The sequence below is a fragment of the Geomesophilobacter sediminis genome, from assembly GCF_016458275.1.
Taxonomy (GTDB): Bacteria; Desulfobacterota; Desulfuromonadia; order Geobacterales; family Geobacteraceae; genus Geomesophilobacter; species Geomesophilobacter sediminis.
This window is the reverse complement of sequence record NZ_JAEMHM010000021.1, coordinates 1-20,908: the sequence shown is the minus strand read 5'-3', so window position 1 is coordinate 20,908 and position 20,908 is coordinate 1. Positions and strand designations below refer to the sequence as shown.

The window sequence follows — 20,908 nt, the reverse complement described above, 5'->3', positions numbered from 1 at the left end:
CATGAAAGAGCTGATACGGGAAACGGTCACCCAGGCAATCGTCGCCAGCGAGCATAACTGGTCGGACTCCCTGCAGGGGCGTTACTATGACGCACCGCTGGTGCAGTTCGCCGCAGGGGACGATCCGATCTTCACCGAGTTCAAACGGATCATCGGGCCGTGGCACAAGACGCCGCAAGAGGCGTACGAGGCCGGCCACGGCGACGGGAGTTGGCACGGCGGCACCGTGGTCAGCTGGGTGATGCCGTGGAGCCGGGGGCTCAGGGACTGCAACCGGGCGTGCACGGAGCACCCTTCGGTGGAATGGACCAAGGCCTACCACGTCGCCTCGAAGCTGCTGCAAAAGCAGGTGCGGGCGGTATTGCTCCAGGAGTTGCAACGATGCGGGGTACGGGGCGTGGCTCCGGCGGACGCCGGGTGGTTTTCCATCATGGACGCACCGGACGGCAAAACCTCGCCCTGGTCCGAACGACATATCGGATACGCCGCCGGCCTGGGGAGCTTCGGCCTGAACAACGCCTTTATCAGCGGCAAGGGGATGGCCGTGGTGCTCAACTCGGTCGTCATCGATGCGGTTCTTGAGCCGGACCGGCGGGCCGCGGCACACCATCGGGCGGACTGCCTTCATTTCACCACCGGCGGCTGCGGCGCGTGCATCAGACGCTGTCCGGTCCAGGCCATCAGCCCCCAGGGGCACGACAAGAACCGGTGCATGAGGTTCGGCTACGGTCCGGAATCGGTCCTGCTTGCCAAGGAGCGCGGCGTGGAAGGGCCCGCCGGCTGTGCCCTTTGCCAGGTCGGCGTACCGTGCGAGTACCGTAACCCGTCAACGCACCGCGCAGCACACTAAAACCAAAGGAGAAAAGTACATGGTAAAAATCGGGATCATCACCTGTGCCAACATGACCAACGACCTGGCTTGCAGTTGTGGAGGGTGTCTTCAGGACAGCTACGCGGCCCAGGGGAAGTTCGCGCGGTATGCGGAGCGCGGGGGGGTCCAGGTGGCCGGCATCATCAGCTGCTCGGGCTGCCCTACCCTCCGGGCGCCGGAAAAAATCGTGCAGCGGGTCAGGCCCCTGGCCGTGAGCGGAGTGGAAGCGATCCACTTCTCCTATTGCCTGGAGCGGAATTGTCCGTTCAAAAACAAGTACCGGAGCGTTTTGCAGAGCCAATTCCCGGACCTGGAGTTCGTCAGCGGGACCCACGAGATCTCCGATGAGCAGCTGGCGGCGGAGATCGACGGGTTCGTCAAGAGCGCGCTCTGCCAGCAGAGCCTTTCCATGGCCGACCTGATGTTGCATGTGGCGGGCAAAAAAGGGTTGGCGCAGGAGGCGGCCGTGGTCGAAAACGATTCGGCGGATGGCGCAAGGCATTAGTCCGGGGACTCATATTAATTTCTCGAAAAGGAGGAACGGCACGGCATCCACGACGGTCGCGATCGGATACCGGCCAAAGAAAACGGATAACACGACAGCCCGTGTTTTACCCCTGAGCACGACGCGGTGTTATCCGTTCGTTTCCGTGTTGATCCGTGTGAGAGCTCCCATCCTCCGTGTCCTCTGTGCCCCTCCGTGGTTAATGCTTTTGTTTCCGCATCAAGAAGCCGATCGCCCAGTCCGAGGTCACCGAATCCCCCTGACGCAAAGGTGCCGGGCATAGCAACCGAGCAAAGAAAAAGGACCTACCCTGGACCGGTAGGTCCTTTTGTCGTTTTAACAAGGGTGTTCAGGGTGAACAGGGTCGGCCTGAAGTGGAGATCTTTTGTGAGAGCCCGGGCCATTCGAACCACTCTGGCAGGTCTTCCCAAAGAGCGGCAAAGCCAAGGACAAGGAGTCAGCAGCGAACCGAATAATTCAACCGGCCCCCCCCGCCCCGGAGATTGCAACATTGCAAGCCTGACCCGAGGTCGGTCGCCAAAAAGGGCCAAGTTCGTGAGAACCTGGCCCTTCAATGTTTCTTTTGGAGCGGGAAACGGGATTCGAATGCGTGTTCACGCCAACGAGTCGGCCCCCAAATGTGCATAAGCAGTCAAATTCATAGAACGTATTCTGAGCCTCGCTGTTCCGTTAGTCCGGATTTGTTCAGATTTGTTCGGTGGTGTTCGGCCTTGTTGGGTAATGCTGCAGTAATGTTTCCCTTTCCAGCAAGTGGGGGTTCAGGCGGAATAAAGGGGCACACTGCCGGGTTGGGACTTTCTTTTCAGCCATCTCACATGGATGCGCCGACCAGAATGACCATATTAGGATTCCGTCTGAAGTCGCAAACACTGCGCTGACCTACCATCCCAACTACGTGTCCGACTGAAGCATCAACAATCCTAAGCAAAGGCGTATTGGGACAAGACATGGGCGAGGTCATCGTCTTGAAGCTGCTTCGCCTGCATCAGTACCCCTGCAAGACCAGTAATTGCCGACCAGATTACGGGAGAGTCAATCATTTCTAAGGTTTCAATGGAAACGGCAGCTAAATCAACGGGGGGGTCTCCATTGTCTTCAATAGTTTGCATATAATGCTTAATCTGTGCATCATCATAACAGGCTGAATTTCGAAGTTTTGAGCAGTCATCCACTCCTTTTCCCTTCAAATATTTTTGCAGGGCAATATTCCCGGCCAGGTGAAACTTTATAAGTTTAATAGTGGCGCCACGAACATTATTTAGGTTTTTGAAAAAAAACTTTCTAGGTCCACTTCACAGCCACCATCATAACTACCATCAGAATCAGTTTCAGCAACAATTGAAATTTTTACTATTTCGAGCGGTATTGTAAGGGCTACAACAGCGTGAGCAGCCTCATGAAACGCAATCGCTTCTTCAATAAAAACATTTGAAATCAAACCTACACCTCCAAACCAATTTCTGGCGGAATTTATATTGGCGCTAGGAGCTCGTGGCCTTCCGATTTGGGCGAGTTCACGAGTGGAGATACCGGGTACATCTCCATCATCTCAGCCGGATATGGCTGGTAGAACCGCATCAGTTGCTCAGGGTCGTTCATGTCGCGGTCGAGCCACTGGTCAAACTCCTCTGGGTGAAAAATCACCGGCATACGGTCGTGGAGAGGAGCCACGAGACTGTTGGAGGGCGTCGTTAACAGAGTACAGGTCTCGATGGTTTCATTTCCGGGGGATTTCCAGCTCTCCCAGAGCCCGGCGAGTACCATCGGGGAGCCATCCTTCAGGCGGATATACAGGGGCTTTTTTGCCTTCCATTCCTGCCGCCACTAGAAGACCCCTGAGGCCGGGATGAGGCAGCGCCGGTACCGGATGGCGTTCCTGAACGCCGGTTTTTCGGCTACCGTCTCACACCGGGCGTTTATCATCTTGCTGCCAATGGAATTTTCCTTGGCCCACGGGGGGATAAGCCCCCATGTCAGGAAGTCTAGGCGGTTTTGGCCACCGGCAGTCTTTCGGATGACAGCTACCTGCTGGGAGGGTGCAATGTTGAACCGTGCCGGGCAAATCGGAACCTCGATGAGGCTGAAAATCTCCGCAAGCAGCTCCGGCGATATCTGAATGGTGAATCGTTCGCACATGGTCGGCATCCTACCATCTTTTGACGAGAGTTGAAAGCTGCCGAAGGAAACATCTTGTATTCCAGCCGTCGTGAGCCACTGGCTCCTTGACCTCATTGTGCACCGGCCTGACCTGCCACTGGTCTCCGGCAGCAACGTCAAGTCGGCATCGACGTGTGGGCCTCCCTGTCAGGGACACTGCTTGTCGAGATGGGGATATTAGCCGTCGGGGTGGTCCTGTACCTGCGGACGACACTCGCAAAGGCCGCAGTCGGAAAGTGGGCACTTTGGGAGTTGATTGTCTTCCTGGTGGCAGTCTACCTCAGCAACCTCTTCGGACCTCCGCCGCCAAATGTGACGGCGCTGGCCTGGGTGGGGCAGTCGCAGTGGTTGCTGATTCTGTGGGGGATTGGGTGGACCGGCATCGGCAGACATTAGGGTAACGCAATTATGGTTCCCAGTAGGGGGAGTCTTTCGGAATCCAGTTTTCGTGTACTTCAAAGTCAAAATCCTGTTTCTTCCGGGCTTGTTCCATTCGTCGCGCTAATGAAACGCCATAACGCACCCAGGAGTTGCCCTGAGCCTCATCCTGAGTCCACTCATTTAGAATGAGAGCATATTCATCACTTCTCATTTGGGGCGTATAGAGGGCCTGCCCTCCGCGAATGTTGTAGGCGCAACGGAGCAGTTTCGCCATTCGAATGCACCCGTGCCATAGGTATAAGCTGACAAGGAGGTTGTCCTCGCCCGAGAACGGCAATTCCTTCTTGAGAGCGCCCATTAGGTTCACCAATCGCTGAACAATCTCATCAACAGGAATTACCCGGAGAACCCTGTCTTGAGGGTCACGGAGGAGGATTGTCTCGACAGTCTCGAAAGCTTGAACGCCGCAGTCCTTTGGTGGCAAGTCGGTTGGCAATGCCGCCCCGAGAGTCTCACGAAGCTTCTCGGCCAGCCAGTAAATGTCCACCAGGTTTGAGTCTCCGTCGCCAAAGAAAGGCCAATTGTCGGCTGCCGCTGTGACGGCTTCACAAATTTTATCAACCTCGCTCATTACACCGGTAACCTCCTCGCAGTCTGCGCAACGAGGGGAATTTTACCGGCTGATGTGTCGGCCAGCCGGTACCAACGCCCCCTTTCGACAGCCACTGAGTCGACAATATTTCACCTCGTAAGCTCAGTGATTTCCATCTTCAGCCCTACTATTCCCGGTGAGGGTATAGCCATAATCTTTAAGCCGCTTTGCTGCCTTAGCTCTTTCCTCTTCCGTAAATAGTTCATGCCATGCCGGTTCGAGGATTAGTGCTTCGACCGTCAAGTCGAGCCTTTTTCTCTCCCAAAGGGCGGTATACCCTTCGGAAACATGGCTACTGTGCAGGAGAAGTTGAGCGGTCTCAAGTCCACCGTGGTCACAAAGCATCTGATGAAATCGGGTAGCTCGGTATTTTGCCTCATCCAAGGCCCTAGCCAGGTACTCTCCCAATTTCCGGGCCTGCGGCGGTGCCTTAATCATCTCCCCGTTCTCGTCGAAGTAGTGAGTGAGGTCGGTAATCCAGGTGTCTGCCATATTGAATCTCCCTTGCGCCTAAGGGTTGCATTCTTATTGAAAATCGTTTTTGTGGAGTTCCTGGAACTCGGAATGTAATTCTTCTAGTTTGTTAAAGTTAAGGGCAAAGGAGTGGGCTATCACATTAGCATTATGAAACCTTACATTCTTGTATACAGCTTCAGTTGCTTCGTAAGTCATTTTATGAATAATATTATTATCGATAAAATCTGCCAAGATTGGTCCAGTGACAGGGCCTGTCGGCCTAATGCGGACGTCTTTATCTTTAAATACCACCGTTCCTTCTGCTAAAAAATTATGCATTTCCCTAACAGGAATCACTCTGAACTTTCCATAGCAATATCCATAAAACGCTCTATTTCCGGTTATGATACACTGACTATAAGTAAAAAACGGCGGAAGAAACCACCCAATTTTATCAAAAAGATATTTAAAAAATCCACCTTTACTTTCAAGCATATCAATATCGCCTAACTGTTTACCGGCCTTTCTTATATAGTCAAAACTTGTTCTTATCTCTGATATATTACCTGGCAGCATAGAGTTCTTACATTCGAAGACAAAGACTATGCCATCTTTAAGTGCTAGAACATCAATATCACTTTCATGCCCATGGTATTTGAATTTAACGTCTGTTTTAACATCAAACCCATTTGCAACCAACTCTTCTTTTAGCAATTGAGACAATGGGTCTATAGTCCCTTCATGAAAAATACGTTTTTGCTGCGAAGAAAGAACGTTTCTTATTATGTTAGCAGAATCCAAAACATTCATAAGTACAAAATAATGATTAACAACAGGTATAAGAGGCGTATATTGTAAATCAAGAATCTTCCCTTCTTCACCAGCCCATGACATAACCTCAATCCACGAATTCATTTTGTCTGCGTCAAGGCATGCTTCTAACGTCTTATTCAAGGTTTCCTTACTCATCACTGGAAGAAGAGACCTTAACACTAAAAGTTTATCATTTTCATATTTTGACTGCAAAAAGGCATTGAAAGAACCTGTGATAAATGTAAAAATACGCTTTACTTTTAAAATATCACGTAATGTAAGGGTTCCATTAATCACAAATTCATCTAATTCTTTAAAACTAACAAATAGCTCGCTATATAAATCTGCAAGTAAAAGTATTTCTTCTTGAAATAAACCTTCCGTCTCTGCTAGTTTTTTAAACGGTTCGACAGATGGAAGTTGAAATACAAGCCGTTCTATCGGGTCAGTCTTCACTACGTAGAATTTTCCTAGAGATTTTTCATATATATCAATCGCAGCAGCTACCAGAGACTCAGATTTTTTTGACTCCTCAAACCACTTTGCTACTGTATTAAACCTTTGGATTTCTGTCCGTATGAACCCTAGCCTTATGGATTTCTCAAGCTTTTCCGACGGGTCTGAAATCAGGAATTTCCTGTTATCAATTTTTGAAAATGTGTAGCCAAAATAGTCCAGTAAAATTTCATATTTCATATATTCTTTAATCTTACATGCGTCAATGATAAGTTTTGTAAACTCTGGTGTCAAGATGAGTTCTTCATCGATATTCTTGGAATTAGCTGCGCCTATACCATGCTTTGCTTTAAAAAGATACACCAAATATGATATTGCCTCACTTATATCTTCACTGGAATAATATTGTATTACCTCACTAGACGTTTCCGAATTAGGTTGATGGTTGCAAAAGAATGAAAAGTCAACCGAGCAGAGCAATGTTTTGAGAAGCGATGGCTTCGCCTTAGCAATATAATCTTTTATGGAGATATAGATTGAAAACACCTTTAACGAGAGTACATACAACACGCTAACGCTATTCAAATATTGAACTGTGTTAGGTGCAAGTGAAAGCAGTTCTTGTTTTTCAATTATGGATGCAACAGCTTTATGCAACGTGCTTCTTTCAAAATCGTATTTTGACTTGCGAATCAATCCCTTCTTCCTAATTTCTACTATTACCTCTTCATCATCTAAATACAGGCCAACCGTAAGCCAATTAGTTAAACTTTTAACATTTTTTTCTTTAATGCTTTTCTTAATTTCAGCTAGTATATGCCTCCTATCTTTCGCGTCTAAACAACCTTTTGTTATTTTAAGAGTTTCTTCAGCTATATCCTGCCACCAAAATTCATGTTTGTATCCATTTATATACTCTATAAAATTCATATATTCTCCCACTAAATGCCAATCTTATTGTAAAGCCGGGTGAATTCTTTCGCTTTTTTTTGCATCCATATCTTGAATTCCTCGGAGTCAGCGACGGCTCTTAATCGTGCCTCCATTGTCGTCTACGAAATGAGTTAGTCGTTATACAGATATCTGCACGTCGCTGACTTTTCCGCCGATTCCTACGCCTACTTCTCAGTAATTCTTATCGCCAGCTTTGTCAGCCGCCTATTCGACTTCCGGTTCTTCACCGCCATCCCCAGTGCCTTCGGCTGCCCGATGATGGTCACCAGCTTCTTCGCTCGCGTAACAGCAGTGTAAATGAGGTTCCGCTCAAGCAAGGTGTAGTGCTGCATAGTCAATGGGATGACCACTGCGGGATACTCGGAGCCCTGGCTTTTGTGGATGCTGGTGGCATAGGCAAGGGAGACCTCATCCAACTCGCCGAACTCGGAAGAGGCCTGAGGAAGAGGCCTGAGGGTCACCCATTAAAGGCTGTCCGTCAAGAGGCAAAAAGGCCCCCTGAAGCTGGAAAAGAGACTTTTCAAGCCCTTCTGTTTTCAGTTATCGCCGTCAGTACTATTGCCGTTATTTCTTTCTTTGCGATGTCAGACTTTGCTGCATCCCAGTCACCCATCAGGATCAAGGCCGGTTACGGTGGTAGATGTACGGCCCCTTCCGCATTTCGCGGTCCAGAAAACCCTCGGTACCATGCCGGGTCCAAATGTTTGTTTCAGGTCTTGTGGTTATTAACCAGCCCCTTGGTGGCTCTCGGCATGGGCAGTAAAGACGAAATAACTGCTATGTAAGTGGGTGGAGCGGCTGCCAATCAAGTCTTGTGGTTTTGCCAACCCCTATACTGGTTCACCGCTCCAGCCACACTGTTACGTGAATGTCTTTTCCGAGACAAAGATCACTTGGTCTCGCATGACATAGTACGCTGCCCTCGCTAATTTGTGTGCCAGCGCTGCATGCGCGACCACGAAATTACTCTTCTTCAACTTGCGATTGTAATAAGCTCTTGCTTTGTCGTCGAAGCGCCTTGCGAATTCTGCAGCTTCCGAGAACGCCCAAGAGAGGTACTTGTTGCCATTTTTCTTGTTCCCTTTTCCCTTTGCTTTGTCGTTGCTGGTCCATTTCGATGAGACGGCACGGCAGTATGAGGCATAATTTCCGCCTTTCTCAAACCGCTGAATTGGACCAGTCTCCAGCATAATGGTGAGGCCAAGAATTTGTCCTACGCCAGGGACCGTAAGCAGCGTCTTATAGTCTTCTCTCAGTTCCAGCTTCCTTTCGACGAATCTCTCGATGGAGTGAATCTGCCGGGTCAGAAAGTCGATGGATTCTTTGCTGGCACGGCCTGCAAGGGCAAGATCCTCGTTATAGGCAAGTAGAGGATGAACTCGATCCTCTCGTAGCCGTTTAATATCGTTCGTTTTCATCTTCATCCCGCAGTTGCGAGTGATGATGTTCTGGAGACTGATCAGCAACGACGATCTAAGAGCAACAAGGTGACTCCGTTTCCTGAGCAAGTCACGAATTGGGCGCACCTCTTTCGGCTATACGTAGCCTTCCGGGAGTATGTTGAGCCGTAGCATCTCAGCCAGCCAGAAAGCGTCGGACAGATCATCAGCATGCTTAAGGCCCTTGTATTTCTGCATGGCTGAAGAATTCGCCAGGTGTACGGCGTATCCTTCAGCCATCAATCCGTCGACAAGCCAGTACCAGTTGTACGTCGATTCCACCACGATGCCCTGCAGCGATCCGCTGTAAAGATCGAGGCGCTGAACAATGGTTGCTATGTCGTTGGGCAACTTCTCCTCGAAGATACGCTTGCCTTTGGCATCGATGATGGCTAAGTAGCTGTTGGTTGAATGCAGATCGATTCCCGAGTACAGTTTCATTGGGCACCTCCTGAGGTTAAGAGATTGGGGTCTCTTTAACAGCATATCAGGAAGTCATTTGCCTTCCGGCTATGCCAGGAGGTGCCTTTATATGATTATCAAGTCTTTATTCTTGCTCTTTTTGCTCGTCTGCTGGGCAAAATCAAGAAAAAAGACCTGCCCCTCGGGCTTGTAGAAATTGGGCCCTTCAGGGACGTTGTTGAGTTTACAGGTTATTCTGTCGGTGCCGCCTTTGCCTACCCGCCTCGCCGATTGTCCTCAAATATCTCCACTGGCATCGGATGCCTCAACCGCCACACGAATTTGATCGGCCGCTCGCTCTCGTAGCTCACACGCTCTACCGGACCAAGATAGGTAAAGGGGACGGTGACGTTGTTGCGCCGTTTCTGGTCACGAACAAACACTAGGACCGTGTAGCCTCGTTGCAAATGATGGATCAGGTTCTGTCCGGTGGAATGATGCTGGGCGGTATCCGCCTGAGACTCCCAATGTAGGAGATCTCTGCTGATCGGATAGTCCGCATACATCGTACTCGGCGAGAACTCCTTTTCCGTTTTCTGGAACGTCACTAGGAGTACATAGGCTTTCATCTCCGGGAAATGAAGCACACCAACACCGGTCTGCCCTGCGCTCTCCAATGTTGCCCGACCAAAAGCGGCCTGAATCTCCTTGAGTCCGTACCGAGCGCCCAATTCCAGGCAACAAGAGAACGGCAGTTCCGGCTGCGGTCCCCCCACCTCGCTGTTTTCCAGCGCCCAGTCCAGTATCTCCTCTAGATCGGCACAAATCGTCGGATTGCCGGCAAGGCGTGTAAAAGCCTCCTGAACCGTTGAAATACCAACGTTGGTGCCCTTCTCACCCCAAATCCGGTAATAAATGAGCATCACCGAATCTCCAGCCAGTGAGAGCGCCTCGGATACTTCCCCCTCTGCAAGCTTTCTGATTACCTCGCGCAATAACTTCGCTTCTCGTGGACCGTTTATAAACGTTGTCCGGATCAACGCTTTTTTCAAGCGAGCCAATTCCGGATCCACCGGAATGGTTGCAAGCTGAGCTTTCGCCTTCCATTCCGTCCACGACTCCTTGGCCAACAGCACCTCCGGCTCGTAATCGTGGTAGCGGATAAAGTTGCCAAAGGTCAGCTCTTGGCCAGTTTCACTGGTGAAAGTCTGCAGCCGGTCTGGCACCTGTACTGCCAGCCGCCCCAAGTTCTCCCGGATATTTTCCAGCACATACTGTCGGGAGAGCCGGTCAAGCTGAATGGCACAGCCAGCCGGCAGATGGGGGAAATCCTGCTCCACTTCCTTGTCAATTGAGAAGCGGTGCCGGGGGAGCAGTGATTTCAGTTTGGTATCAATGCGGTAGCGGCGGTGGGCCTGGCCGACAAAATCGAGGACTGTAAGGCACTCTTTTCCCGGAGCATGGCGCAAGCCCCGTCCGAGTTGCTGGAGAAAAACTGTCAGGCTCTCCGTAGGGCGGAGGAAGAGGACAGTGTTAATATCTGGTACGTCCACCCCTTCGCTCAATTTGTCCACGGTAAAGAGAAAGGTGAGTTGACCGTTTCTTAGCTTGGCCAGTAGCTCAGCAGACTGGTCAGTGTCAATCCCGGAGACAAAGGGGGCTGACTTGATGCCATTCTGATTGAATTGCTCGGCCATATATTCGGCATGGCGAATGGTGACGCAGAAGCCGATTCCCTTAAGAGTGCCCACGTCCGGTTCATAGCGGTGCAGGGCAGTAAGGATCGCCTCTACCCTCTGGCGGGCGCGGCCCTGGTCCAGCACGTAGATATTCTCCAGAGCCGCGGCGTCGTACTTGCCGTTGCGCCAGAACTGATCGCCACTTATAGCTATAGGGTCGGCAATGCCAAAATAGTGGAAGGGGCAGAGTAGCTTTTCCTCCAGGGCTTCAGGAAGGCGGATTTCCGCGGCAAAGCGATTGCCGAAATCAGCGGCCACGTTGCCGCCGTCCAGCCGCTCCGGTGTGGCGGTCAGCCCCAGCAGAATCTGCGGTGTGAAGTAATCGAAAATTGGGCGATAGCTGCTGGCCGTACCGTGGTGTGCTTCGTCAACCACAATGTAATCGTAGAAGCCGCTCCCCACTTGCTCCCAGAGCCGGCGAGAGGCAAGCATGCCAACGGAGCAGAACAGATGTTCTAGTCGAGTGGCCTGAAAAGGACCGACCTGCAATTCGCCGAAATTTTGGTCGCGCAGGATGTTGCGGAAGGTTGCCTGAGCCTGTTGGAGAATCTCCTGGCGATGGGCCAGAAAGAGCAGGCGCGCTTGTCGCTGCCGTTGTTCAAAGAAGCGTTTAAAGTCAAATGCAGCCACAACTGTCTTACCGGTACCGGTGGCGGCGATGACCAAATTGCGCCAACGGTCGTGGCCGCTCCGCTCCCGCTCCAATGCCTCAAGAATCCGTTCCTGAAAGGGGTGTGGCCGTAGGTCGAAGAATATTGCCGAACCGCGGGTCCCCTTATCCTTGGCGCGGGCAAGAGCGCTGCGGAACAACTCAGGCCGCTCCGGATCAAAAAGGGCGAACTCACGACTGTTCCAGTAGGTCTCAAACTCGACAGAAAATTTTTCCAAAATGTGAGCCATGTCCTGAGCAGTAACCTTGAGGTTCCACTCGAGTCCGCTGGTGATGGCAGCATGGGACATGTTGGCCGAACCGATGTACGCCGTAGAAAAGCCGCTCTGCCGCCGGAAGTGGTACGCCTTGGCGTGCAGTCGGGTCCGTTCAATGTCGTACGAGACACGTACCTGCACATTGGGGAGCTTCGCCAACCATTCTACCGCCGGGGCATCGGAGGCCCCCATATAGGATGTCGTAATCAGACGTACCGGGACCTGACGCTCGCGCAGGTCCTCAAACGCAGGCATCAACAGCCGCAATCCGGACCACTTGATGAACGAGACCAGAATATCCACTCCATCAGCCGAGCGCATCTCTTCCAACAGTTCATGGACCAGTTGCGGTTCTTGCGGGGAGCCGGTGAAGAGACTACTTTCCGCTAGGGAGGTGTGGGGACGGGGGAGGCCAGTCTGGTTATAGTTTGGCGGAGTAATTTCCAGCAGAATGGGTTTGGGCTCCGGCACGAGGCGGCGTTTTTCCAGATGCCCCCTTCCCGGCTCGGCAGCTACCGTGCCGAGAATCCTGTTACAGAGGACAACCCGCTGTTCCGGGTCCGTCTCCTCCCGCAGAGCCTGCTCCAATACCTTGGCGACGAAGCTGGCATAGAGTGCCGGTTGCTCCTCGGGGTCGATCTTGCCAAAGATGCGGCGCAACTCCGGACGTTTTGCCAACGCTTCCTGCAAGGCTTCGTCTAGAAGTGCTTCATATATGCCGTGAGCTAAATGCATTGAACCTCAAACTATATTAGGAGGAATAGAAGACTAACCCAATACCGCCACCAACTCCCCCATCACCTGCAAATCCTCCGACTGTTCCTCACTCAGGACAATCGGTTCATATCCGTGCAGGTAACTGTCCGGCCTCAGGATGATCGACGTGTGCCGCCACGTACCATCGGCCAGACTATCCTTAGTGCTCTCATATAACTTGATGGTATAGTGGCCACCGGTATCGGTGTCGGCAATCTCCCGGTGCGATGCCAGGACGACCTTGCCGTTCCGCGAACCAGCCGATGCTATGCGGAACAGACACCACGCACCGTTTGGAATTCGTCGGTTCATCGACTCTCCCACAACCTGGGCCACGAACAGCCCCTTCTGCGGCCGGAACACTTCCGGTAGTTCCACCCATTCACAGCCGTCCAACTGCTGCTCGTCGCTGAACCCACCAGCAGCGATCTTGAGGTCGTAGAGCGGCACACAGTTCTCGTACGGCCGAGCTTCTTCCGGTTCCATGCGCCGGAACGGTAGAACGGCTGAAATGTCTTCATGTGCAGGCATCACCGACGTGTCGGTTACCGTCTCAGCTGTCGACCTCGTCTGCAGTCGCTCGGCAAAGTGCCGGCGCGTTTCATCGTCAACGAAGTAGACGTAGCATCCCTTCTGACCACGAGTCATAAGGGTCCGATAGGTGTTCTTGATGATGGCATCAAGCCGCGCCGCTCCCCGCTCGGGATCATCTTTGAGTAATTTTTTCCACCCCTGAATAGATTTGTCCATTCTCGACCGCTCGACGGGTCTGGTCAGCACGTTGCCGTCCCGGACGACGAGGTCCGGCCCGACGATAACCCCGATGTAATCGACCTCCAACCCCTGGCAGGTGTGGATACACCCCACCTCGCTTACGGAATCAGGCTTGATGATCCACGCCTGTCCATCTGTTTCCAGGTTCCACGTCCCTTTATAGTCACCAATAACAATGTCCTTAAGTAGCAAATTCTTCTTGCTGATCCAGTCCCAGCAGTAGCCGGCTACCATCCGCGCCTTGTTGTTCTTCCTGTTCCTTGCTCGAATTAATTCATGTAGCTCCATTGGGGTGTCGAGAATGCGGAAGTCGTACTCGCAGGTATCCAGAGTTTGGTTGGCCGTCTCTCGAATCTGCAACGTGTTGTCAAGCCACGCCAGATAACCGTTGGAGCCGTTGCAGCGAAACTGGGATTCCAGATTGGCCTCAACAACACCGGCACCAGCTTTCTTCGCCCAGGCGCGGATCGACTCTTTATCACCGATGTCCTTGAGGGTTACCTTCTGGTCTTCGTCGATGAAGAAGACGCTCAACTTGCTGGCGTTGATGATCTCCTTGATCTGGTTCTCCCCCAGGTGGCTGAACATGCCAGATTTTTCATTCAGACGATGCGCCTCGTCTACTATGAGGCAACCGAACGTATTTGCCGGGACCGCATGGTATGAGCCGGAACCTGAGAACATATTGGAGATGTGAGTCTTCCTGAAATGGCCGGTGAGCTTGGCCTCGTAGACGAGCCGGGGGGCAGAGTTACGGGTGACATACTGAACAACGTGATCTTTGCCGGTGAGCGCCACCAGGAGGTTAATAGCCAGGACCGATTTACCTGTTCCCGGCCCCCCCTCGACGATCAGGACCTTCTTGGCCTGTTCCGAAGCCTGTTCTGCTAGACGTTTCGCTTTCTCGAACACCACTTTCTGGTCGTCGATCAGGACGAACTCTCGGTTGCCGCGGAGCATTGACGCCAACTCGTCAGCCAAGTTCTTGGAAGGCTTTATTTTCCCGTGATCGATCCGGTACATGATCCGGGTCGTGTCCCCATACCTAACGTGGGCCTTGATGAACTGCTGTAGCTTAAGGGCATCGGGCTTGAGAAACATCGGCGCCCGCTTGATATGGTCACTGTAGAACTGATGGGTGATTACGCCGTCGTCTTCGTAGTTGTGCAGATAGGCGCAGGGGTATAGCCCAATCTGCTCTTCCTGCACGGTCTGGTTAAAATCATCGAGAAGGCGCTTGTAAGACCATGCTTGGTAAGACGGGTGGAGGGTTTCGGCAAGACCATGTTTAAAGCGAGTGATAACGACGGCATCGCTCTGAGTCAGTTCCGCTGCCTCCCATTGCTTCAGTTCAACGAGAATAGCTGATTCGCGCCGGTCCCTGTCCCGTCCAGTAAGGATGAAATCAATGCGTTTGGAAGTCTGGGGAAGGTGAAACTCAACGGCGACACCGGCATCGAAGGGAATCTCGTCATCCCTCAAAACTCGTTCCATATACGACAAGGAGCTTTTCCAGGAATGGATTTCAGACTTGGATGTGGTCCGTCCGGTGGCGGATTCAAAGGCGCTAAGAATAATGCCGTCGATATCGTTTGTCATCACATCATCATGAAATCTGGCTTTTGTTGCGGAATAGACGATCAATTTTGGCCCCTGAATTCCAGTTGTTGGCCTACAGCTTCGTATACTTTGTGTTTTTCCCTTTTGCCTTCTGTATTGGATATTTCCGTCCGCTTTTCTCGATCTTTCTCAGCAGAGCCTTTGTCAGATCGACCTCAAAGCGTTGTGAAAACCGCAACACGAAGAACAACACATCGGCGAGTTCATCTTCGATCTCTTCTCTAGCGTGTGGCTCGTTTAGTAAGGCCAGCGCCTGTTCATCCGACTGAAAGCGGAAATGCTCCAAAAGTTCTGCTGCTTCGGTGCTAACTCCAATGGCAAGATCCTTAGGGCCATGGAATTGATCCCAATCTCGTTCTTCACAAAAGTCCTTAACTTTTAGTTTTAGATCATCGATAGTAGTTGGCATAACCTTTCCTTAAATCACTATAGTTTCCCGAGACTGCACCTTAGCAGCGGACCATTACAACCGCCACTCCTGTCGATGTTTCGTCAGATATTCGTGGGCCGGCCAAGTTCTCTTGTCCTCCGGACCTACAATTGTTCGCCCGGCCAACGTCAGTAAAAAACCCGGGGCGTTTCCGTCGGCGGAAATCTGCCGGGAGACGATCACGCCATAGTTTTCGGAAACCCCTACCATCCCGTTGTCAAAGGCCCAATGACAGAGTTTGCAGAGCGCCATGCCGTTACGGATGTCGTCGTTTTTGCTTCTGCACCACGGAACAATATGGGCCGCCTCCACTGCAGTGTATTGTTCAGGGGTAATGATCCGAATTCCGCAAACGGCGCAGCGATGGTCATAGGAAGTTACCACCAACCGCCGGAATCCCTGGTCCCGCACCGCCGGCCGATAACTTTCCTCTTCCAGGATTTCTTTTACCAACGGCAGATGAGACCTTTCCTCCAGCTTGCGACTGTAATCTATTGCCTCGCGGTTGATTGCCGACTGTTCGCGCAAGGCAACCTGCATTTCGGTGGAGAAACAGAAGACAAGCAGAGCATCCCGTAGCGCCTCCCTCCCCTCGGCGCTCTGCATGACATGAAACAGTCCCTCTTCGATCCGCGCTCCCAGTACATGCCTTCGCAGATAGGTCACTGAGGAGGTGTTGTTGATTACCGCATCCGTCACCACATCGCCCTGCCGGGGTACGAGTTCCCAGAAAGGCTCGCGAGCCAGCCGGGAAAACGGAAAGGCGATGCTACTGCTTTGGCCGAGAGGCACCACCCGGCGCCAGTAGAGGTTGAAAAGGTCGTTGAGCTCCAGCAAATCGCGATCTACGTCGACAAACGGCGACGTGACGACGCCGCGAGCCACAAGGTCGAGCACGGCCAGTAGAAGGAGCGGCTTATGCGGCGCCCTCTTCTTGGTTGCCTCGGTCCAGACCGAACCGGTGGCCCGGTTGAGCCCGGCAAATTGTTTCAGACAGATGGGAAGGTTCATCAGCGTTTATCAGCGTCCCTCTGCGGCCGGATTTTAACGACCGCCTTCACCATCAATAGCACGCAGCCCCGTAATCGGAAAAGTCGCTCGTCGGGAACTCAAAGCCTACGGGAGCGCAAGCGCCGCTGACGATATTTTTTCTGACGCAGGTATGGGTGCTTCCGACGGTGAAACCTTTGGCGGTGATGTAGTCCCGCGGCGGGTTTATCCCGTCGCCAACGGTCAAGGTCACGTTGTTATCGGTCAATGAGTTGCTCTGCGCCGGATCGGTCGGGGTGAAGGTGAACCGTACCTCCACGGGGTCGTTATTGCAGTTGTAGGCATTGGATGGGGCAGCGGTTATCGAGACCACCGTTGCCTGCCCCGGGGTATCGGTGGAGGTGCAAGGACCGCTATTTTGAGGAGAAGCCTGATATCCGCAGGCCAACATTCCAACCCCGAAAGTAAGGCAAAGCAGTAACTTGGCTCTCGACATGTGCCTCTTACTCCGTGGCTGATCAGCGTTTATCAGCGTTCATCTGCGGACCGTTTAAAGAAACGGTTTCCTTACGCCCCTCAAGCCGGTCTCGGTTCCGTCCTGTTTATCCTGCTCATCCCTGTCGCTGATTTGTGATTCGGTGCGCCATCTACTGTCTTGTCAGCGTTCATCAGCGTGAATCTGCGGACTTATTTCCCTCACAGACGGTGTTTCTGTTTAACCCCAATGAATATCAAGTTCCGTGCCACACTGGCATAGCGGCTCAGATATTGGATTTACGGGGGCTTCCGGCGCCACGCAGACTCATTAGGTATGCTTTAGTGTTCATTTTGTTACAGTTTTATGGGTGAAGTAGTTGAAAGATATGGGAACGTAACAAAATGGACAGTCCATTTTGTTACACCAATTGGTCCGCAGATGAACGCAGATAAACGCGGATAGGGGGGTTAAAAGCTTGAACCGCGGAGGGCACGGAGGGACACGGAGGAAACCTTCTCTTTATGACAGGGATGAAGGGGATGATGGGGATCTGGAAGAGGATGTGACTTATCAGCCGCAGATGAACGCTGATACAGACCCAAAAACATTTCTACAGGGATGGGCAGGATGAAGAACTGGGGGAGGACCCGAATGGATGATTTGCGCAGCACCTAGCGTCTCACAGTGTAGGGTAGATCTGCGTTTATCAGCGTGAATCTGCGGCTGAAAAGATTGAACCGCAGAGGGCACGGTGGGACACGGAGGAAAACCTGGATCTTCTTTCAAAAGGGTTCTTCTGGAGGTCTATGCCTGGGGGTTGAGGAGTTCGAGGCGGTCTCGCAGTTCGCCCGAGAGGCTCTTCAGATGGTCGTCGGAAAGCAACTTGTGCTTACGAAGGCAGACCACCTTTAGCCACAGGTTGGAGTGTCGCCAGTCGTCGAAACAGTTGGCGACGATTTTGTCCGAGTCCTCGATGTGCCGGTAGAGCTTCTGATATTTTTCGTGTTCAGTCAGACCAGGTCGTTGCACGATCCGCACAGCCTTCTCGTTGATCCTCCGGCAGAGATCGGCAAGGAGTTCATCTTTGATTCTTTTCAGATATTTCCAGTCGCTTTCAGGAAGGGTGAGGGCCATGTGGGAGTCTCCGTAAGTGTCACCGGCAACAAGCTCACCGCAAAGGACGCGGAGGGCGGAGAGGAAAACCGGTATCTTCGAACAGGGATGAAAACGATGAAGGGGATGGAGAGACCGTGATCGTTTTACCCAAAGGTCGCTGCTATGGTCTTCAATTCCTTCATGTGCTTTGGTGTTTTTGGTTTCACAATATCCTCGTATATCTTCAAAATGATCCCTTTGATCAACTCGGTGCTGCTGTGCAGACCTGTTTTCTGAACTACATCGCCAAGTTCACGCTCTGTCCTTTCAGTGATCTTCAGCGAGAGTCTTTTGGTGGAGGGTGCAGAGGCGAGTTCACTAGACAGGAGTTCTTTGATTATCTTCGCTGGGATTTCTCCATTATTAAGCTTGTGAACATAATATAAAAGGAGTGGCTTTGACAGAGCATCACCAATCTCATCATCAATTTTTGAGGATGCCAGGCTTAAAATGTCTATGAAATGTGCCGGGAGTCGGTATTCAGCAGACTTTTTAGCTTCGTACACAGCCTTAATTTTCGGAGTGCATTGTCTTGGGACGCTGACAACGTGCCCACACTGGTCACAGACACCGGCCAGAATATTTTTCACGATCCCAACATCGTCAGTAAATGGAACGTCACGAAGCCGATAGGTAACCGAAGTCAGTCCGCAAGTGTCGCAAACGGCCTTGCTTTTATCCCCTTCTTTAACAATTTTCATAGATGCTCCGTCTCAAAGATGAACACTGATAAAAACCGCACCAGGTTCGATGAAATAGAATTTGATATACCACGTCACACCATGATGGATCGGCCTAAAAACGTGCACCATAACCGTCTGGTCGGCATGGTGCGGGCTGACTACATATTGACCACCGTTGGTCCTGCTTACCAAGCGGATAACATCTTCTTCGGTCACCTGCCCGCAGGCCAGCAGGTTTTTCACCTCGATCTTTCCACGCGCTTCGTGATCGTATTCGCCGGATCGAAGACAGTTCAGAATTCTGGCTTTCACCTCGGTGAATCCCATTGCCCCCTCCAAAACGAATTGCATCAGCCACCTCACAAGAGGTACGCCATCTTTCGTACATTGTCAAGATCAGTAAAGGGATCTGGGACTTCAAATAGCCGCAGATGAACGCAGATAAACGCGGATAGGTGGTCGGTACGGATTAAAAGCTTGAACCGCAGAGGGCACGGAGGGACACGGAGGAAAACTTCTCTCTATGACAGGGATGAAGGGGATGTGACTTATCAGCCGCAGATGAACGCAGATGAACGCAGATGAACGCTGATACAGACTCAAAAACATTTCTACACGGATGGGCAGGATGAAGAACTGGGGGAGGGCCTGAAAGGATGATGGGCGCAGCTTTCCTGGGGATCTCACCGTGTAGGGGTAGATCTGCGTTTATCAGCGTGAATCTGCGGTTGAAAAGATTGAACCGCAGAGGGCACGGAGGAACACAGAGGAAACCTTCTCTTTATGACAGGGATAAATGGGATGAAGGGGATCTGGAAGAGGATGTGACTTATCAGCCGCAGATGAACGCTGATGAACGCAGATAAAGAGCCGAAAACATTTCTACAGGGATGGGCAGGATGGGCAGGATCAAGCACTGGGGGGACCCGAAAGGATGATTGGCGCAGCATTGCTGGCGATCCGACAGTGTAGGGGTAGATCTGCGTTTATCAGCGTGAATCTGCGGCTTGACCCTGCAGTACCGAAATCATTTCAAAGGTTCTCTGGCTTTTCCTCTGTGCCCCTCTGTGTCCTCTGCGGTTTGCTTCTGTTGATCGCTCCCGCTTCCATCCCCTGCATCCCGTTCATCCCTGTCCAAATTCAGGTTTTCCTCCGTGCTCATTAATCATTGTCTCCCCCTACCACTTGACTCCCTGCGGCTCGTGCTTCACGAGGAAGATGCTGCACGGGAGCTTCCGGATCAGGGCGTCGTTTTCGCCGCCAAACAGAAGATGTTCCAGCCTCCCTTCCTCGTGGGCCAGCATGACCAAAAGATCGATCTCCTCCTCACGCACGATCCGCAAAACCTCCGGAATCGGCTCCTTATCGGTAACCAGCGCCCGCATCGGAAATCCTTCCTGAACGAGGTCGCGGATCGCGTGCTCCAGTTCTTCCCGGTACTGTTCCCGTACGCTCAGGTAGTTCCGGTATTCGTCCGACTTCCATAACAGGCTCGGCGCGTTGAGCGCTTCCTGGTCCACCGGGTTGGAATACACCCGAAGGACAATGAGTTCTGCGCCGAACTGTCTCGACAAAAACATCCCATACCGCAAGGCTTCGCGCGTGTACTGCGTGAGCCGGTTCACCACGAGTATCCGTCGTACCGCATCCATACCTCTCTCCTCTTTGCTGCCGTTTACCTCCACCGAAACAGAGTGCTTCGCTACTTGCATTGTACTCTGGCTTCAGTAATTAGACGAGATTGCAGCATCGGGAACAGGAAAGGGATGTATGGGGACTCGGGCCTTCCTCCTTCGGCGCCTTATGCGCTTCTGTCATTCGCGCCTGGAAAGGCGCTCCCACAGGGTAAGCACCGCCTTTCCATTGGAACTGAGGTCACCCCAGGGCCGCTTCCATCCAGGGCATCCTGGGTATCCCTGTTCAGAGTTTCTCAGGCTTTTCGTCTGTGTCCCTCTGCGTCCTCTGCGGTATTGCTTCTGTTAATCGCGACAGGAATGTCGCTCCTACATCTTCGCGCCTGGAAAGGCGCTCCCACAGGGTAAGCACCGCCTTTCCTTTTGAACTGAGGTCACCCCCGGGGGCGCTTCCATCCAAGGCATCCTTGGTATCCCTGTCAAAGTTTCTCAGGCTTTTCCTCTGTGCTCCTCAGTGTCCTCTGCGGTGTTGCTTCTGTAATCGCGACAGGAATGTCGCTCCTACATCTTCGCGCCTGGAAAGGCGCTCCCACAGGGTAAGCACCGCCTTTCCTT

The 20,908-nt window shown here is 52.1% G+C and carries 19 protein-coding genes and 1 pseudogene; 2 read left to right on the top strand and 18 right to left on the bottom strand.

The annotated features are described in order from the left end of the window. Position 1: 1 nt before the first annotated feature. On the top strand, positions 2 to 850 hold the full coding sequence (locus JFN93_RS20990; protein WP_199386108.1) for an epoxyqueuosine reductase: 849 nt from the start codon (positions 2 to 4) through the stop codon (positions 848 to 850). A 19-nt stretch (positions 851 to 869) separates the two neighbouring features. Next, positions 870 to 1,376, top strand: a complete 507-nt coding sequence (locus tag JFN93_RS20985; RefSeq protein WP_199386107.1) for a CGGC domain-containing protein — start codon at positions 870 to 872, stop codon at positions 1,374 to 1,376. A 941-nt stretch (positions 1,377 to 2,317) separates the two neighbouring features. On the opposite strand, the gene JFN93_RS20980 is transcribed toward JFN93_RS20985, so the two are convergent. The 18 genes and pseudogenes from JFN93_RS20980 to JFN93_RS20895 all read right to left on the bottom strand — a co-directional run bounded on the left by JFN93_RS20980 (position 2,318) and on the right by JFN93_RS20895 (position 20,311). Beyond that, positions 2,318 to 2,569: a hypothetical protein gene (locus tag JFN93_RS20980; protein ID WP_199386106.1), complete on the bottom strand. Its 252-nt coding sequence runs from the start codon at positions 2,567 to 2,569 to the stop codon at positions 2,318 to 2,320. Positions 2,570 to 2,655: 86 nt separating this feature from the next. Next, positions 2,656 to 2,835, bottom strand: coding sequence for a hypothetical protein (locus tag JFN93_RS20975; RefSeq protein ID WP_199386105.1), 180 nt, complete (start codon positions 2,833 to 2,835; stop codon positions 2,656 to 2,658). Positions 2,836 to 2,867: 32 nt separating this feature from the next. Next, positions 2,868 to 3,533, bottom strand: a pseudogene (locus JFN93_RS20970) (SOS response-associated peptidase). A gap of 427 nt (positions 3,534 to 3,960) precedes the next feature. Continuing rightward, entirely contained in the window at positions 3,961 to 4,566 is a 606-nt protein-coding gene (locus JFN93_RS20965; RefSeq protein WP_199386104.1) for a hypothetical protein, read from the bottom strand. A 123-nt stretch (positions 4,567 to 4,689) separates the two neighbouring features. After that, positions 4,690 to 5,079 carry a hypothetical protein gene (locus JFN93_RS20960; RefSeq protein ID WP_199386187.1) on the bottom strand — a complete coding sequence of 130 codons (390 nt, stop codon included), beginning with the start codon at positions 5,077 to 5,079 and terminating at the stop codon, positions 4,690 to 4,692. Between the two features lie 33 nt (positions 5,080 to 5,112). Beyond that, the gene (locus JFN93_RS20955) at positions 5,113 to 7,242 is read right to left on the bottom strand and encodes a hypothetical protein (protein WP_199386103.1); all 2,130 of its coding nucleotides are present in this window, start codon (positions 7,240 to 7,242) and stop codon (positions 5,113 to 5,115) included. A gap of 188 nt (positions 7,243 to 7,430) precedes the next feature. Continuing rightward, a complete protein-coding gene (locus JFN93_RS20950) occupies positions 7,431 to 7,682 on the bottom strand; it encodes an ATP-binding domain-containing protein (protein WP_236021872.1) in 252 nt (83 codons plus the stop codon). Between the two features lie 444 nt (positions 7,683 to 8,126). Further along, positions 8,127 to 8,684 carry a transposase gene (locus tag JFN93_RS20945; protein WP_199386102.1) on the bottom strand — a complete coding sequence of 186 codons (558 nt, stop codon included), beginning with the start codon at positions 8,682 to 8,684 and terminating at the stop codon, positions 8,127 to 8,129. Between the two features lie 117 nt (positions 8,685 to 8,801). Continuing rightward, on the bottom strand, positions 8,802 to 9,146 hold the full coding sequence (locus tag JFN93_RS20940) for an IS110 family transposase (protein ID WP_199386101.1): 345 nt from the start codon (positions 9,144 to 9,146) through the stop codon (positions 8,802 to 8,804). A 236-nt stretch (positions 9,147 to 9,382) separates the two neighbouring features. Next, positions 9,383 to 12,508, bottom strand: coding sequence for a DUF3427 domain-containing protein (locus JFN93_RS20935; protein ID WP_199386100.1), 3,126 nt, complete (start codon positions 12,506 to 12,508; stop codon positions 9,383 to 9,385). Positions 12,509 to 12,541: 33 nt separating this feature from the next. Beyond that, a complete protein-coding gene (locus JFN93_RS20930) occupies positions 12,542 to 14,947 on the bottom strand; it encodes a DNA/RNA helicase domain-containing protein (RefSeq protein WP_199386099.1) in 2,406 nt (801 codons plus the stop codon). A gap of 28 nt (positions 14,948 to 14,975) precedes the next feature. Beyond that, on the bottom strand, positions 14,976 to 15,332 hold the full coding sequence (locus tag JFN93_RS20925; protein ID WP_199386098.1) for a nucleotide pyrophosphohydrolase: 357 nt from the start codon (positions 15,330 to 15,332) through the stop codon (positions 14,976 to 14,978). Between the two features lie 54 nt (positions 15,333 to 15,386). Then, positions 15,387 to 16,364, bottom strand: coding sequence for an HNH endonuclease (locus JFN93_RS20920; protein ID WP_199386097.1), 978 nt, complete (start codon positions 16,362 to 16,364; stop codon positions 15,387 to 15,389). Between the two features lie 52 nt (positions 16,365 to 16,416). Next, the gene (locus JFN93_RS20915; RefSeq protein WP_199386096.1) at positions 16,417 to 16,716 is read right to left on the bottom strand and encodes a hypothetical protein; all 300 of its coding nucleotides are present in this window, start codon (positions 16,714 to 16,716) and stop codon (positions 16,417 to 16,419) included. A gap of 909 nt (positions 16,717 to 17,625) precedes the next feature. Then, the gene (locus JFN93_RS20910) at positions 17,626 to 17,955 is read right to left on the bottom strand and encodes a hypothetical protein (protein WP_199386095.1); all 330 of its coding nucleotides are present in this window, start codon (positions 17,953 to 17,955) and stop codon (positions 17,626 to 17,628) included. A 125-nt stretch (positions 17,956 to 18,080) separates the two neighbouring features. Next, positions 18,081 to 18,677, bottom strand: a complete 597-nt coding sequence (locus tag JFN93_RS20905) for a hypothetical protein (RefSeq protein WP_199386094.1) — start codon at positions 18,675 to 18,677, stop codon at positions 18,081 to 18,083. A 12-nt stretch (positions 18,678 to 18,689) separates the two neighbouring features. Beyond that, positions 18,690 to 18,986, bottom strand: a complete 297-nt coding sequence (locus JFN93_RS20900) for a hypothetical protein (protein ID WP_199386093.1) — start codon at positions 18,984 to 18,986, stop codon at positions 18,690 to 18,692. Positions 18,987 to 19,837: 851 nt separating this feature from the next. Next, positions 19,838 to 20,311, bottom strand: coding sequence for a universal stress protein (locus JFN93_RS20895; protein WP_199386092.1), 474 nt, complete (start codon positions 20,309 to 20,311; stop codon positions 19,838 to 19,840). Positions 20,312 to 20,908: the final 597 nt, after the last annotated feature.

Coding starts and splice junctions, on each gene's coding strand:
- JFN93_RS20990 (WP_199386108.1), top strand. CDS start 2: ATGAAAGAGCTGATACGGGAAACGGTCACCCAGGCAATCGTCGCCAGC.
- JFN93_RS20925 (WP_199386098.1), bottom strand. CDS start 15,332: ATGCCAACTACTATCGATGATCTAAAACTAAAAGTTAAGGACTTTTGT.
- JFN93_RS20985 (WP_199386107.1), top strand. CDS start 870: ATGGTAAAAATCGGGATCATCACCTGTGCCAACATGACCAACGACCTG.
- JFN93_RS20965 (WP_199386104.1), bottom strand. CDS start 4,566: ATGAGCGAGGTTGATAAAATTTGTGAAGCCGTCACAGCGGCAGCCGAC.
- JFN93_RS20910 (WP_199386095.1), bottom strand. CDS start 17,955: ATGGCCCTCACCCTTCCTGAAAGCGACTGGAAATATCTGAAAAGAATC.
- JFN93_RS20935 (WP_199386100.1), bottom strand. CDS start 12,508: ATGCATTTAGCTCACGGCATATATGAAGCACTTCTAGACGAAGCCTTG.
- JFN93_RS20905 (WP_199386094.1), bottom strand. CDS start 18,677: ATGAAAATTGTTAAAGAAGGGGATAAAAGCAAGGCCGTTTGCGACACT.
- JFN93_RS20920 (WP_199386097.1), bottom strand. CDS start 16,364: ATGAACCTTCCCATCTGTCTGAAACAATTTGCCGGGCTCAACCGGGCC.
- JFN93_RS20940 (WP_199386101.1), bottom strand. CDS start 9,146: ATGAAACTGTACTCGGGAATCGATCTGCATTCAACCAACAGCTACTTA.
- JFN93_RS20945 (WP_199386102.1), bottom strand. CDS start 8,684: ATGAAAACGAACGATATTAAACGGCTACGAGAGGATCGAGTTCATCCT.
- JFN93_RS20900 (WP_199386093.1), bottom strand. CDS start 18,986: ATGGGATTCACCGAGGTGAAAGCCAGAATTCTGAACTGTCTTCGATCC.
- JFN93_RS20895 (WP_199386092.1), bottom strand. CDS start 20,311: ATGGATGCGGTACGACGGATACTCGTGGTGAACCGGCTCACGCAGTAC.
- JFN93_RS20960 (WP_199386187.1), bottom strand. CDS start 5,079: ATGGCAGACACCTGGATTACCGACCTCACTCACTACTTCGACGAGAAC.
- JFN93_RS20955 (WP_199386103.1), bottom strand. CDS start 7,242: ATGAATTTTATAGAGTATATAAATGGATACAAACATGAATTTTGGTGG.